Origin of the sequence: Anabaena sp. UHCC 0399 (genome assembly GCF_034931465.1) — a bacterium.
GTDB classification, from domain to species: domain Bacteria; phylum Cyanobacteriota; class Cyanobacteriia; order Cyanobacteriales; family Nostocaceae; genus Trichormus; species Trichormus minutissimus.
The window spans coordinates 31,832-45,994 of record NZ_JAYGGZ010000054.1; the positions used below are offsets into that span (position 1 = coordinate 31,832).

At 42.2% G+C, this 14,163-nt stretch carries 14 protein-coding genes; 12 read left to right on the forward strand and 2 right to left on the reverse strand.

The features are described 5' to 3' along the window. The first annotated feature begins 42 nt into the window (after positions 1-42). The 9 genes from cobA to VB693_RS23755 all read left to right on the forward strand — a co-directional run bounded on the left by cobA (position 43) and on the right by VB693_RS23755 (position 8,648). Complete coding sequence (gene cobA, locus VB693_RS23715; protein ID WP_323268402.1) at positions 43-1,593, forward strand: uroporphyrinogen-III C-methyltransferase; 1,551 nt, start codon at positions 43-45, stop codon at positions 1,591-1,593. A gap of 64 nt (positions 1,594-1,657) precedes the next feature. After that, complete coding sequence (locus VB693_RS23720; RefSeq protein ID WP_323268403.1) at positions 1,658-2,815, forward strand: DUF58 domain-containing protein; 1,158 nt, start codon at positions 1,658-1,660, stop codon at positions 2,813-2,815. Between the two features lie 185 nt (positions 2,816-3,000). Continuing rightward, on the forward strand, positions 3,001-3,366 hold the full coding sequence (locus VB693_RS23725) for a ferredoxin thioredoxin reductase catalytic beta subunit (protein WP_190707050.1): 366 nt from the start codon (positions 3,001-3,003) through the stop codon (positions 3,364-3,366). After that, positions 3,363-3,755, forward strand: a complete 393-nt coding sequence (locus VB693_RS23730; RefSeq protein ID WP_323268404.1) for a DUF309 domain-containing protein — start codon at positions 3,363-3,365, stop codon at positions 3,753-3,755. Before VB693_RS23725 ends, VB693_RS23730 begins: the two co-directional genes overlap by 4 nt. Positions 3,756-3,962: 207 nt before the next feature. After that, positions 3,963-4,457: an LptA/OstA family protein gene (locus tag VB693_RS23735; protein ID WP_323268405.1), complete on the forward strand. Its 495-nt coding sequence runs from the start codon at positions 3,963-3,965 to the stop codon at positions 4,455-4,457. Positions 4,458-4,485: 28 nt separating this feature from the next. Continuing rightward, positions 4,486-5,214, forward strand: a complete 729-nt coding sequence (gene lptB, locus VB693_RS23740; RefSeq protein WP_323268406.1) for an LPS export ABC transporter ATP-binding protein — start codon at positions 4,486-4,488, stop codon at positions 5,212-5,214. Positions 5,215-5,334: 120 nt separating this feature from the next. Next, complete coding sequence (locus VB693_RS23745; RefSeq protein WP_323268412.1) at positions 5,335-6,450, forward strand: LptF/LptG family permease; 1,116 nt, start codon at positions 5,335-5,337, stop codon at positions 6,448-6,450. Positions 6,451-6,567: 117 nt separating this feature from the next. Then, entirely contained in the window at positions 6,568-7,797 is a 1,230-nt protein-coding gene (locus tag VB693_RS23750) for a hypothetical protein (RefSeq protein ID WP_323268407.1), read from the forward strand. Between the two features lie 161 nt (positions 7,798-7,958). After that, a complete protein-coding gene (locus VB693_RS23755) occupies positions 7,959-8,648 on the forward strand; it encodes a M15 family metallopeptidase (protein WP_323268408.1) in 690 nt (229 codons plus the stop codon). A 49-nt stretch (positions 8,649-8,697) separates the two neighbouring features. Here VB693_RS23755 and VB693_RS23760 read toward each other — a convergent pair whose 3' ends face one another. Then, positions 8,698-9,171, reverse strand: coding sequence for a TspO/MBR family protein (locus tag VB693_RS23760; protein WP_323268413.1), 474 nt, complete (start codon positions 9,169-9,171; stop codon positions 8,698-8,700). Between the two features lie 87 nt (positions 9,172-9,258). Beyond that, complete coding sequence (locus VB693_RS23765; RefSeq protein WP_323268409.1) at positions 9,259-9,732, reverse strand: TspO/MBR family protein; 474 nt, start codon at positions 9,730-9,732, stop codon at positions 9,259-9,261. Between the two features lie 228 nt (positions 9,733-9,960). On the opposite strand from VB693_RS23765, the gene VB693_RS23770 reads away from it, so the two are divergent. From VB693_RS23770 to VB693_RS23780, 3 genes are all read left to right on the forward strand, one after another. Next, positions 9,961-10,533, forward strand: coding sequence for a DUF3611 family protein (locus tag VB693_RS23770; protein WP_323268410.1), 573 nt, complete (start codon positions 9,961-9,963; stop codon positions 10,531-10,533). A 697-nt stretch (positions 10,534-11,230) separates the two neighbouring features. After that, complete coding sequence (locus VB693_RS23775; protein ID WP_323268414.1) at positions 11,231-12,781, forward strand: pitrilysin family protein; 1,551 nt, start codon at positions 11,231-11,233, stop codon at positions 12,779-12,781. A 62-nt stretch (positions 12,782-12,843) separates the two neighbouring features. Then, the coding region (locus VB693_RS23780; RefSeq protein ID WP_323268411.1) for a pitrilysin family protein at positions 12,844-14,163 on the forward strand (1,320 nt) is incomplete at its 3' end.

A 14,163-nucleotide genomic window follows, 5' to 3' on the forward strand; every position in this document is an offset into this window, starting at 1 on the left:
AGCATGACAGCTTCAGCATTTATGCAAGAGGTCTAATGACTAATGACTAACACAGGCAAAGTCTATCTTGTGGGTGCAGGGTTGGGAGATGCAGCTTATCTGACAGTAAAAGCTGATAATCTTTTGGCTCTGGCTGAGGTTTTAATTTACGATGCCCTAGTTGATGAACAATTATTAGAGTGTGTATCACCTGATTGCTTAAAGTTGGATGTCGGAAAACGTGGTGGAAAACCTAGCACATCCCAGGGAGAAATTAATCAATTACTAGTACAGCACTGTCAAGCAGGAAAACAAGTCGTCAGGCTAAAATCAGGTGATCCGTTTATTTTTGGACGATGTACTTCAGAAATTGAAGCGTTAAAGGCTTTTGGCTGTGAATTTGAAGTCATACCAGGAATTTCCTCAGCTTTAGCTGCGCCTTTACTAGCGGGTATTCCCTTGACAGATCCGGTTTTGAGTCGCTGCTTTGCAGTGTTGACAGCCCACGAACCAGAGGTTTTAGACTGGGAGGCGTTGTCACGGTTAGAGACACTAGTCATATTGATGGGTGGGAGACACCTGGGGGAAATTGTAGAGAAATTGCAGCGAAATGGGCGATCGCACTTAACACCCATAGCCATTATCCGATGGGCAGGAACTTCTCAACAACAGATTTGGACTGGTCAACTAGGCAATATTCTCGAACAAACGGCTGGGTTATCGCTTTCCCCATCTGTCATCGTCATTGGGGAAGTCGTGGAGCTACGTAATTTCCTACAACCTGAGACAATATCCTTAAAGCATTCGACTACAGCTATGTCTCACAACCTACCTCTCACCGGTAAAACTATCTTAGTCACCCGTTCTGTTGGACAATCGAGTCAATTTAGCGATCGCCTCACTTCTTTTGGTGCTAAAGTCATCGAAATGCCAGCTTTAGAAATTGGACCTCCTTCCAGTTGGGAAGCATTAGACAGGGAAATCAATAATTTATCTAAATTTCACTGGTTAATTCTGACTTCCACCAATGGCGTAGATTATTTCTTTGACAGGCTGAAAGTCCAAGGGAAAGATAGTCGTGCTTTGGCTGGGGTAAAAATTGCTGTTGTTGGTGAGAAAACTTCCCACAGTCTGCAACAGCGCGGACTCCAAGCCGATTTTATCCCCCAAAATTTTGTCGCTGATTCTTTAGTACAAACCTTTCCTGAAGCACTACAAGGGAAAAAGTTTTTATTTCCTAGAGTAGAAAGTGGTGGTAGAGAAGTTTTAGTTAAGGAATTTACAGCTAAAGGCGCAGAAGTCGTTGAAGTTGCGGCTTATCAATCTTGTTGTCCCAGTAGTATCGCACCAGCCGCAGAATTTGCTTTAAAAAATGGCGAGATAGATGTGATTACCTTTGCTAGTTCTAAAACTGTCCAATTTTTCTGTCAATTGGTAGATAGTATCTTTACGAGTAATGTAGCCAATGCTTTAAGGGGAGTTTGTATAGCTTCCATTGGCCCGCAAACTTCAAAAACCTGTCATGCTTTTTTAGGGCGTGTCGATGTTGAAGCTGAAGAATACACATTAGAGGGTTTAAGTCAAGCTTTAATTACATGGGGAAAGAATTTTTAGCTCACGTTCTAGACACACGGTGAATTAGTGTGAATTTGCATCAGTGTTGGGTTAAAAAAGAAACATGAAAATGATCAAACCCATCACTAACTGGTTAGAAATCCATGCTAGTTCCCCTGCATATACCGGTTGGGTACTAGCGGGAATTGCTGTTTGTTTTTTTGGTGCAGCGATTAATACAATGGCTGGCTGGCTTTACGCTATTAGCGGCGTGAGTTTTGCCCTATTAGGTATAGCGGCATTTTTACCACCGCGATCGCTCACAGGTTTATCTGTCAATCGTCGCCCGATTCAACCGGTATCCGCCGGGGATGACTTAATCTTAGAATTAGAAATCCGCAATCAAACCAAGCAATCTGTCAGTTTATTGCAAATTGCAGATATATTGCCTTTTGTCTTAGGAAAACCAGTCCAACAGGGGATTGAATCCATCGCCAGTCAAGAAAGTTACCGTTGGGTGTATGACCAACCTACCCAACACCGGGGTGTATATCGTTGGCATAATGTTGAACTGGGTACAGGTGCGCCTTTAGGATTGTTTTGGAGTCGCCGTCAGCATCACTGTGAAGCTACAGCCATTGTTTATCCTACAGTCTTACCTTTGACTACTTGCCCTCTTGTAGATGAAATCGGACAAGCAGAAAGTAACAGGAGTGAGTATCGGGGGAAACCTTTGCAGACATCAACATCAGGATTAGTGCGATCGCTCCGTCCCTACCGTCTTGGCGACCCCACTCGTCTGATTCATTGGCGGACTAGTGCGCGTTACGGTGAATTGCGGGTGCGGGAGTTAGAAATAGTTACAAGTGGGCAGGAAATCATTATTGCTCTGGATAGTGCTAGTAGTTGGGAAGCGGAGAACTTTGAACAAGCAGTAATTGCCGCAGCATCACTGTATTTTTACGCACAGCGTCAGCAATTACAGGTGCAACTATTCACAGCCGCCACAGGATTAGTTAAAGGCGATCGCTTGGTTTTAGAAACTCTAGCAGCTACTAGATATCATGAAGATGCTAGCAACCTAGAATTGCGGCATCCATTGATTTGGTTAACACAAAACCCTCTGGGTCTTTCTACACTGCCTCAAGGTAGTCGTTGGGTGCTGTGGCAAGATATACAATCAGCGACAGAGCAAGTAGTAGTTAATCGAGATTATCCTGGGATAATCATCGACAAAGAACAGGCATTGCGATCGCAATTACAAAAACCCTTAGATTTATGAATGCTGACAAGTTAAACATTCTGGGTGGGACATTTCATCTTGATCCCAACATTTCAGCAATCTGAGCCTCAGCAAAAATTGTCGTCAAATTTAAAAACACTGTTTGGGGACATCTCCCCAACAATAGCCTAGTGTTGCTGCGGTACAATGCAAAGAAATATTTAAATTATGAGCTGCCGATCCCAATGATCTCATCAGAAGCGAACACAACATCCACCGATAAAAGTCTAGAGGCAATGCGCCACTTTTCAGAACAATATGCCAAGCGTACAGGAACTTACTTTTGTGCTGAACCTTCCGTGACTGCGGTTGTGATTGAAGGACTAGCTAAACATAAAGACGATCTGGGTGCGCCTTTGTGTCCATGTCGCCACTATGAAGATAAAGAAGCCGAAGTTAAGGCTACATATTGGAACTGTCCTTGTGTGCCAATGAGAGAACGCAAAGAGTGCCATTGTATGCTATTTCTTACCCCAGACAACGAGTTTGCGGGACAACAGCAAGAAATTGCACTGGAAACTATTAAAGAAGTGCGAGAGAGTATGGGATGAGCGAAACCATGCCCCCGGAGTATTGGCAAGGCATAGAACAATTTAACTCTGGACAGTTCTATGCCTGTCATGACACCCTAGAGGCTTTATGGATTGAAGCTAGTGAACCGGAAAAAACCTTTTATCAAGGCATCCTCCAAATTGCTGTGGCTCTTTATCATATGGGTAATCGTAACTGGCGAGGTGCAGCCATTTTATTAGGAGAAGGCAGTAATCGCCTGCGCCGTTACCCATCTAGTTACGGTGGTGTTGATGTAGATGAATTACGAAACCAGAGCGCAGTCTTATTACAGGAAATACAACTGATCGACTTAGATAAAAATAATACTGATAACCTTAGTAACAATCCAGCCTTACCCTTACCCAAAATTGTGTTGATTGATGATTGAAAATTAAAGATGACAGAACCCCGGTTTCTTTGAGAAACCGGGGTTCTAGATTTATGCTTAAGTGTTGCAGAAACTTTAAGATTTAGTGAAGCGTCAAAGCTTTAGCCAGTATTTAGCCCAATTGATTCCCGATTGGAGCTTTTATTTATGGAAAAAATGCTGGAGATACCTTAATATATCATCCACCATCCCGAATCTGAAATTGCTATGATAACCCGCTATCAATCTTCTTCAAAAATACGCCGCCTTGGATTAGCTTTGGTGTTACAAGCTACATTCTTGGGTACTTTAGCCTTCTCCAATCAACTACAAACAGCTACTGCACAAACAACAGCCGGAAATCGTCCCCTGACTATCCGCTCTGATATCCAAGAATATGACTCAAAAAATCAGGTGATAACGGCTCGTGGTAATGTACAGATGTTGTATCCTGCTCGCCAGATTCAGGCTACAGCAACTCAAGCCCAATATTTCAGCAAGGAACGCCGGATTGATTTTAGTGGTAATGTCTATATTTTGCAACAAGGCGGTAATAGTATGCGCGCCGAAAGGGTAACATATTTGATTGATGAAGGCCGATTTGTTGCCTTACCCCAATCTAGCCGTCAAGTAGAGTCTATCTATATGGTGGAAGATTCAGAACTTAACGCTGGAGATACTACACCTGCCCCCAAAACACCAGTATTCAAACCTGCTAATTAGCATCAACCATTAAGAAAGTCCGCAAATAGTGAAAATTGTTTTAGAAAATATTCACAAATCTTACGGCAAGCGAGTAATTGTGAATCGCGTCAACCTTTCTGTAGCTCAGGGTGAAATTGTCGGTTTACTTGGCCCCAATGGGGCTGGTAAAACAACCACATTTTACATTGCCACAGGTTTAGAAAAACCTAATCAGGGGAAAGTTTGGTTAGATAGTTTAGAGATTACTGGATTGCCAATGCACAAAAGGGCGCGGTTGGGCATTGGCTATCTAGCACAGGAAGCGAGTGTTTTTCGACAACTGTCAGTCCAAGATAATATTTTGTTGGTGCTAGAGCAAACCAATGTACCGAGACGGGAATGGTCACAACGATTAACAACTCTATTGAGGGAGTTTCGTTTAGAAAAATTAGCTAGAAGCAAAGGGATTCAACTATCTGGCGGAGAAAGACGACGTACAGAATTAGCCAGAGCCTTAGCAGCAGGGAGAGAAGGGCCAAAGTTCTTACTTTTAGATGAACCCTTTGCGGGGGTTGACCCGATCGCAGTTCACGAGATTCAACACATTGTCGCACAACTACGCGATCGCGGCATGGGCATCTTAATCACAGATCACAATGTCCGAGAAACCCTAGCCATCACCGACCGCGCCTACATCATGCGCGAAGGACAAATCTTAGCCTATGGTACGGCTGATGAACTATACACCAATCCACTAGTGCGACAGTATTATTTAGGCGATAACTTTCAAGTTTAGGGGAGCAGAGGAGATTTTACGCCCATTACGAATTACGAATTACGAATTACGAATTAAATTATGGTGTCCAAAAATTTCCCATCTTTCTACAGCCTCAACTCATTGCTGCCTTTGACGATTATGGATCGCTACCTTGCTAGCGAACTGCTACCAACGTTTTTATTTGGGGTTGGGGCTTTTTCTTCAATTGGTGTCACCATTGATGCAGTATTTGAGTTAGTACGCAGAATCGTAGAATCTGGACTACCCATCAATATCGCCGTTCAGGTTTTTTTGTTAAAGCTGCCCAATTTCATCGTTTTAGCCTTCCCCATGTCTACACTGTTGGCGACTTTGATGGCCTATAGTCGTCTTTCGAGTGAGAGCGAACTAATTGCTATGCGAGGTTGTGGGGTAAGTGTCTATCGCATGGTGTTAACTGCGATAGTGTTGAGTTTTGTTGTAACTGGCATGACTTTTGTATTTAACGAACAAATTGCACCAGCCGCAAATTACCAAGCTACTCTTACCTTAAACGCCGCCATCAAGTCAGACAAACCAACTCTTAGGCAACAGAATATTTTTTATCCAGAATACCGCGAAGTTGTAGAGGCGGATGGCACAAAAAACAGAATGCTGACGCGGCTGTTTTATGCTGACCAATTTGATGGTAAGCGGATGAAAGGATTAACTATCATAGACCGTTCTACGGAAGGTTTAAATCAAATTGTAGTAGCAGAATCAGCCGAGTGGAATGGCTCGCAAAGTGTTTGGGATTTTTATAACGGGACAATTTATTTAGTAGCTCCCGATCGCTCTTATCGCAATATCTTAAGATTTGAAAAGCAACAATTAAAGCTTCCCCGCACACCCTTAAGTTTGGCAGAAAAAAGCCGCGACTATGGCGAGATGAATATTGCAGAGGCTTTAGAACAGCTAACCGTAGAAAAATTAGCAGGCGATCGCCAAAAAATTCGTAAACTGGAAGTGCGGATTCAGCAAAAAATTGCCCTCCCGTTTGTCTGCGTAGTTTTCGGCTTAGTTGGTGCAGCAATGGGAACTGTACCCCAACGCACCGGACGCGGCACAAGTTTTGGTATTAGTGTTATTGTAATCTTTTCTTATTACCTACTCAGCTTTATTACTGGGGCTTTAGGGCAAGCCGGTGTCCTTTCTCCCTTTGTCGGTGCTTGGTTGCCTAACTTCATTTTCTTGGGAGTAGGTACATTTTTATTAATGCGTGTTGCTCAAAGGTAAATTTTAGGGGGAGAATAGGTGATAGGGGATAGGTGACAGGAAAAAATTTAGACAAGGTAGAAAATAACTAATGCCCAATTCCCAATTAAATACACATTAAATTTACTAATATTCATTATGCCAAATCGTCGTTATCCCCCTGCTTACTTACGCTATCTCAAAGCCAGATTAATGAATTTGAGGCGACCTAGTTTTTGGGGAACAGCAATTTTTCTATCTGTAGTTGGTCTGGTGATTCAAGAATATTGGGCAAACCCGAATCTATTTGGTGAAAGGCCAGATAACGCGGTGAGTGCTTCAGATCCTCTAAGTGCTTCATTTTCGGCTGAAGATAGAGCGATCGCCGCAGATATTGATAATTTACCATTATTGTTTGGCACAAATGAACAATTGAGTTTGCCAGTACCTACAAATAATCCTCCAGACGATAAAAGTAAAAACTCGTTATTGGATGCTGCTAGTAAACAAAAATCTACAGATCAGCAATCAAAACCTACTCCTAATAGTTTTAATACCACAGCTACCTCTCAAAACCAGAACTTGTTTGTATCACAAACCCAAAGTCTATTAAGGTTTGGAGCGACTGATAATAATCATTTATTAGGTTTTAAATCTTTGGATTCATCGGCTGAATCAAGAGCAGCCAATGCCAATTCTCCGGGAGTAGAAACAGGACTGTTTAATCAAACTAATCAGAATCAAAATAATAACTCAACTAATCCTTTGACAACCGTTGTCAACTCATCAACTAGTCAAAATTCATCCAGTGTCAATAGTGAAACTGCATCACCAATTAACTCTGTAGGCAGTTCTTACTATGGGAGAGTCATACAAACTTCACCCAACATCATCTCACCTAGCCAAACTTTCTCGCCTAGTGGAAGAATCAATTCACCAACTAATTACATTCAGCCAAGTGGATACAATAACTTCAATAACGGTCAAACTTTTTCACCGAATACAGGACTAAATTCTTCCACAAATTATATTCAACCAAATACACCCAATCTTCAGCCTGGTGTTGACAATAACCTCAACAATCAGCCTCTTACATCTAGCCCAGGTTATGTCCAACCAAATACAACTAACATCCAACCGGGTTTTTATAATAACTTAAATAACGGTCAGGTTTCGCCTAACCAAGTACAAGTAACATCACCAGTCATCACGCGGACATCACCAATTATTGGCCCCTATACTATCCGCAATCCCAGCCCAGGTGTTGTAACAAACACGATGCCCTTAGTACCAAATAGTTATGGCAATTCCATCTGGCAGCAACCGAATCAAGTTCCCCAACCTAATGTTCCATACAATCCATATACTAGTCAACCCCAACGGAAATAATTATTCTTGAACTTCTTAACTCTGTGTTCTCTGTGCCTCTGTGGTAAAAATAATTTAATTAACCACAGAGGCACGGAGACACAGAGAATAAAGCAAAAATTTTTCACTAGTTTGAGTATTTATCTGAAATTTGTGGTTGTGAGTGAATGCAAACTTATCAAATGAGGCCGTATCATCAGATACCAATTCTAGAATGTGGTGAACGGCTGGTGGAGATCCCCTTAGAAATGTTTGCAGTCGAATCTCCTCATCCTTATGAAAAGCTAGGTGCTAGTTATGGGAATTATTCTCCTTATTATCTCCGTGAGAGTGTAGTTAAGAATTTAATTCAAGCTCAGAATTACCTGCAATTGCTGCGTCCTAATTGGCACATTCAGATATTTGATGCTTATCGTCCGGTGGCTGTGCAGCAATTTATGGTAGATTACAGTTTTTCTACGGCATTAGAGGAACGAGGACTAACTGAAGCTGAGTTAACACCCAAACAATGCCAAGAGATTTGGGAAGCAGTGTATGAAATTTGGGCTGTACCCAGTATGGATGAAAAAATGCCACCTCCTCACAGTACAGGTGCAGCAGTAGACATCACGCTGGTAGACGAAGTTGGACAGATTATCAATATGGGTTCGCCGATAGATGAAATGTCAGAGCGATCGCATCCCGATTACTATGCTTATAAGGATCATCCAGATGCACACTACTATCACACCCATCGTCAGTTATTGTCCGATGTCATGTTAAAAGCTGGTTTTCAACGTAACCCCAAAGAATGGTGGCATTTTTGTTACGGTGATCAAATGTGGGCTTGGCTAAATCATCAAGCCACAGCCTTTTATGGACGTTTGTGCTGAAGTGTCCCCTATCACCTGTCTCCTGTCCCCTGTCCCCTGTCCCCTAAGTTTACGCATCCTCTGGATTCATCTGTCTTAATTCTTCAGTGGTGTATGTACCAATGGGACTCCAAAGTAGGTAAGGAATGAGTAACAACGTCGCTAGCCCAGAAATTGGTAGGATACAGATGGCTAGCAACACTGCTGACATAAAACCACTTATACCAATAATTTCCCCAGTTTTGAGGCTGCGAAATCTCAGCATTAAAGGTATATAAGCTACAGTGATTATTTCTACTAAAAGGTATAAACCCATCAGTAGCCAAGTAATCACACTGCCTGGATTATGTAGCCAAACAAGATGAGCAGAAGCCGCACCGCAAATAAAAATTACAGTCCAGATCAGGGGGATAAAAGGTTCAAAAACTAGCCATCGGGGACGGCTTAACTGTGCAAACCATTTAGCATCACGCGGTGTGATGAAGAAACTACCTACTGCTACTAAGAAAGTTACAGCCCCGATTACCATCCAAGATGGAATCATCATTTTCCCAAATTTATCTTTTGTCAATTAATACACCGCAAGTTTGACAATTGATGATATGGGTTAAATCATTCGCTGGTAGTAACCTTAAGCATCTTGAGGATTAATTTTAATCATTTGCCAAGTGGTGTATGTACCAATGGGACTCCAAAGTAAATAGGGAACTAATAATAATGCTGCCCAACTAGAAACCGTTAAGACTGTAATGGCTAAAATAATACAGATAGTAAAGCCTGTGCCACCAAGAACTGTACCTACATGAAGACTGCGAAGCCTTAACATAACTGGTGTGTAGGCGATTGTGACAATTTCTAGTAGTAAGTATAAACCCATGAGTACCCAAGTCGGGTTTGTGTCTGGTTGGCGTTCCCAAACAATATAAGCTGACCATGCACCGCAAATAAAGATGACAGTCCAGATAAGAGGAATTGCGGCTTCAAAGGTCAGCCATTTAGGTCTTTGTAAGCGGTTGAACCACTGACGATCGCTTGGTGTAATCCAATTTGCTGCCAATGCTACGACAAACGCTACACCTCCAATTACCATCCAAGATTTAATCATGTCTTCTGTTCCTTGCGATCGCCTACGGCGGTGCGTAGCGTTTCAATATTAGTTATTCTGTCGAAATTATGTCAGGTTACAGCCAAATTCCTCATCAATCCTAAGTTCGAGATGTTGTGTTTGTCTAATTTTATGCCTGGAGATGTGGCAGTGGTTATGTCTGTGGGTGGGGGTAAAGGCTGAGAAGTAAAAATATGCTGGTGATTGGGATATCAGGAAGTCAGATATATGCAAGCTGAAACAGAAACGCGATCGCTAGCACATAGTTCGCTGCATGGAATTGCCAAGACTATTAATCTCACAGGCTGGGTTACTTTTTGGGTGCAACTGACACTAGTTGTAGTTTCCGGACTAGTCCTGTTGTTTGCTTCCACTGGTCGTGACTTTACGGCTCAACCAAATGCTGGACTTGGTATTGGTATATTCTGGGCTATATGCGGAGTCGTGGCATTAATGTTTAGCGTGTATTGGGATTTTCGTTACACCCGCATCGGTAAGCGATTGGATAATCCTAACCCAACTCTACATCCTAGCAAGGCAGAGACTACTAGAATTATTCAAATAGGCATAATTGTAGGTTTAGTAGGGATTCTATTAACTATTTTAGGTGCGGGTGCAACCTTGGGAGTGTTGATAGCAAAATCTATTTCCCAACCACCAGGGGTAGCTATAACTGATCCTAATAAAATTATCCGCGCGTTGGATGTGTTTGTAATGGTGGCAAACATCAATGGTATTGCTGCTCACTTTATCGGGACTGTAGCATCGATGTGGTTATTAGAAAAAGTGCATCAACATTAAAATTAAATATTAGGAAACAGGGGACAAAGAATAGGAAAGGAAAGTTTTTTCAATACTCTGATGCTGCTGTGTTGGGTTTCACTGCGTTCCATCCAACCACTTTGCTTTCCCCTAAACCCTATCCCTATTCAGGTGTACTAAAAAAGGGTAAATTTACGCCTCTGATATTTGTGTAGCAGGGGGAGGGGTAACTGCATCGGTCAGAAATTTATCTGGGGTAAAAAGCTTGTGTGGGAGTTGTTTTTCAGGAAGAAGGCGAGCATTATTGACACAGGGACGATGGGGTTCTCGCAATCTTGGCGGCGGTGATTTTTTTGAACTTCTGGGACTAAAAGCAAAACGTTTCAGGTCATTTTAGGCTGACTATTATTTTAAGAGTTTGGCAAAAGTAGATAAAGAAATAGTCGAGAGAAATTGCCATTCCCGAACAGGAATAACTACGATCATATCGGGTAAATACGCTGAATTTATTAGTAACGGCTTATGTGAATTAGAGACTGAAAGAACACAGTTTCGTTCATAAAGCCGGATTTGATCATGAAAGCAAAGGCTAAAACCTTTGATATCGCTGAGGAATTTTCAACTCACATAAGGCATAAATCATATGCTGTTATCTAAGCTGAAACGCTTAATTCCCCGTTCATATTGTGCAATTACTGTGTCTGTCAGATTGCATCGGCTGTTGGCAATCTTGATCATGCTGACATTTTTATGGTGGGGAATGGTGTCAGAAGTAGCTATAGCTCAAACTCAGACAGCATCTCCTCCTCAACTACTACAAAGAAGTAAAAGCCAAACCCCAGCAGCCTCAAGTTCAATACAACCTTATCTAGATCGGGCGATTAAGCAGGTGACAGAGTTTCGTCTCGATAATGGACTTAAATTTATTGTTTTGAAACGGCATCAAGCACCAGTCGTTTCCTTTGTGACTTACGCAGACGTGGGTGCGGTGGATGAGCCTGATGGGAAAACTGGTATGGCTCACTTTCTTGAGCATTTAGCATTTAAAGGTACAACACGCATTGGTACAAAAGACTATCAAGCAGAGAAATTGCTACTAGAACGCTTAGAACAGTTAGATGCTCAAATTAAAGCTGCAAAAGCCGATGGTAAAAAAGATGAGGTTGCTCGATTGCAAGCAGAGTTTGAGCAAGTAGAATTGCAAGCATCCAAACTAGTTAAGCAGAATGAGTTTGGGCAAATTGTCAGACAAGCAGGAGGCCCAGATTTAAATGCTGAGACTACTACAGATGCCACTCGTTATTTTTACAGCCTTCCTGCTAATAAGTTGGAACTATGGATGTCGCTGGAGTCAGAGCGATTTCTAGAACCAGAATTTCGTCGTGAGTTTTATCAAGAAAAAGATACCGTTTTGGAAGAGCGACGCTTGCGAGTGGAAAACTCACCTACTGGATTGATGGGTGCAAAGTTTTTCGATACTGCTTTCAAAGTCCATCCCTACAAACATCTGGTTATAGGTTATGAAGAAGATATCCGTAACTTGACACCAAAAGATGTGCAGAAGTTTTTTGAGACATATTATGTCCCAAGCAATTTAACGATCGCTATTGTCGGAGATGTCAACCCGGCTGAGGTTAAAAAACTAGCACAAATTTACTTTGGGCGTTATCAGTCCAAACCACAACCAATTTCTAAAATTCCGGTAGAACCGCCGCAGACAAAAATGCGGGAAGTGACCTTGCGACTGCCATCTCAACCATTTTACTTTGAAGGTTATCACCGTCCAGCAGTAACCCATCTAGATAATGCGGTGTATGAGATCATTGGCAATTTATTATGGGGTGGGCGCACATCCCGATTGTACAAGTCCTTGGTGGAACAGCAACAGCTAGCACTAGCGTTAAATGGTGAAATTAGCATACCAGGAAACAAGTACCCCAATTTGATATTTTTCTTAGCTGCTACGGCTTCTGGTCACACAGTGGATGAGTTGGCAGCAGCTTTGCAAAAGGAAATAGACAAATTGAAGATTGAGCCTGTTTCCGTAACTGAATTGCAACGTGTGAAAACCCAAGTAAAAGCAGGTTTATTAGCTAACCTCAAATCTAATATGGGGATGGCGGGACTATTGTCGGAATATCAGGTAAAAACTGGCTCTTGGCGGAATTTATTTAAGTATTTGGATGAAATTATAGCAGTGACTCCTGCTGATATTCAGCGAGTGGCAAAGGCAACTTTTACGCCCGAAAATCGCACGATTGGCAAGCTGTTATCGCAAGATGGGTAAGCAACATAGACGCGCAGAGGTTTGCCGCAGGCTAATGCAAAAGATGTCAAGGAATTAAAGATATGGACAGGTACAAGGTGAACAGTAGAAATTTTGAGCAGCACAAACAGCCGTTTAGACTTCTCTCAAAGTGCAAAATTCCCCAGAGTAAGAGGTTGTTTTATGCTTTGAGTCTAGCTGTGGCCTTTTTAATTGTAACTTTTGACTTTACTCTGGCAGTAACGGCAACGGCAAAGCATTACACCGAATTGCAGTTTGCCTCGTTACCAGAGATCAAGCTACCCAAGTACGAGCAGTTTGTCTTACAAAATGGCATGGTTGTGTATTTGGCGGAGGATCACGAGCTACCTTTTGTGAATGGGGCAGCGTTAGTGCGTACAGGGGATCGCTTAGAACCAGCAGATAAAGTTGGTTTAGCTGATCTTGTTGGAACAGTAATGCGAACTGGAGGGACTAAGAAGCATTCACCGGATGAATTAGACAACTTGTTGGCACAACGCGCAGCAGTGGTGGAAACTGGCATTGGCAAAACTGATGGTGGTGCTGCCTTTATAGGACTCAGTGAAGATTTAGAAACAGTATTTGGGCTGTTTACTGAGGTGTTGCGAGAGCCAGTATTTATTCAGGAAAAGCTGGATTTAGCTAAGGCTCAGATGAGAGATACGATTTCCCGTCGCAATGACGATCCAAATAGTATCACTGAGCGGGAATTTTTGAAATTGATTTATGGTAAGAATAGCCCTTATGCCCGTACACCAGAGTACGCAACGGTAAATCGGATTACTCGTGAAGACTTGCTGAAGTTTTACGAACAATATTTCCACCCCAATAATATTATTTTGGGGATTGTGGGGGACTTTGATCCTCAGCAAATGCGATCGCTCATCCAAGCTCAGTTAGGTGATTGGCCGTCTAACCCCAACATTACTAAACCCCAATTACCAGCAGTATCAGCAGCGAACACAGATGGTGTCTTTTTTGTCAATCAACCACAACTAACTCAGAGTAGTGTTCGTATGGGGCATTTAGGCGGACGTTTGGATAATCCCGACTATGGGGTACTAGATGTATTAAATGGGATCTTAAATGGAATGGGTGGACGCTTATTTAATGAATTGCGATCGCGTCAAGGTTTAGCTTATTCAGTAGGCGGTTTTTGGAGTCCCAACTATGATTACCCTGGAATTTTCATTGTTGGTGGAGAAACCCGCTCTGAGACTACTGTACAGTTTATCAAAGCTTTACAGACTGAAATCAAGCGTATCCAAGAGCAAAGAGTTACACCAGAAGAACTAGCTTTGGCTAAAGAGTCTACACTCAACTCTTTTATCTTCAATTTTCAAGATCCTAGCCAAACCTTGTCACGGTTGATCACATACAAA

What these genes read in the sequence shown, in the direction of transcription:
- cobA (WP_323268402.1), top strand. Translation starts at nt 43, where the DNA reads ATGACTAACACAGGCAAAGTCTATCTTGTGGGTGCAGGGTTGGGAGAT.
- VB693_RS23730 (WP_323268404.1), top strand. Translation starts at nt 3,363, where the DNA reads ATGAGCGAAACCATGCCCCCGGAGTATTGGCAAGGCATAGAACAATTT.
- VB693_RS23760 (WP_323268413.1), bottom strand. Translation starts at nt 9,171, where the DNA reads ATGATTCCATCTTGGATGGTAATCGGGGCTGTAACTTTCTTAGTAGCA.
- VB693_RS23725 (WP_190707050.1), top strand. Translation starts at nt 3,001, where the DNA reads ATGATCTCATCAGAAGCGAACACAACATCCACCGATAAAAGTCTAGAG.
- VB693_RS23765 (WP_323268409.1), bottom strand. Translation starts at nt 9,732, where the DNA reads ATGATTAAATCTTGGATGGTAATTGGAGGTGTAGCGTTTGTCGTAGCA.
- VB693_RS23745 (WP_323268412.1), top strand. Translation starts at nt 5,335, where the DNA reads ATGGATCGCTACCTTGCTAGCGAACTGCTACCAACGTTTTTATTTGGG.
- VB693_RS23720 (WP_323268403.1), top strand. Translation starts at nt 1,658, where the DNA reads ATGAAAATGATCAAACCCATCACTAACTGGTTAGAAATCCATGCTAGT.
- VB693_RS23735 (WP_323268405.1), top strand. Translation starts at nt 3,963, where the DNA reads ATGATAACCCGCTATCAATCTTCTTCAAAAATACGCCGCCTTGGATTA.
- VB693_RS23755 (WP_323268408.1), top strand. Translation starts at nt 7,959, where the DNA reads ATGAGGCCGTATCATCAGATACCAATTCTAGAATGTGGTGAACGGCTG.
- VB693_RS23750 (WP_323268407.1), top strand. Translation starts at nt 6,568, where the DNA reads ATGCCAAATCGTCGTTATCCCCCTGCTTACTTACGCTATCTCAAAGCC.
- VB693_RS23770 (WP_323268410.1), top strand. Translation starts at nt 9,961, where the DNA reads ATGCAAGCTGAAACAGAAACGCGATCGCTAGCACATAGTTCGCTGCAT.
- VB693_RS23775 (WP_323268414.1), top strand. Translation starts at nt 11,231, where the DNA reads ATGCTGACATTTTTATGGTGGGGAATGGTGTCAGAAGTAGCTATAGCT.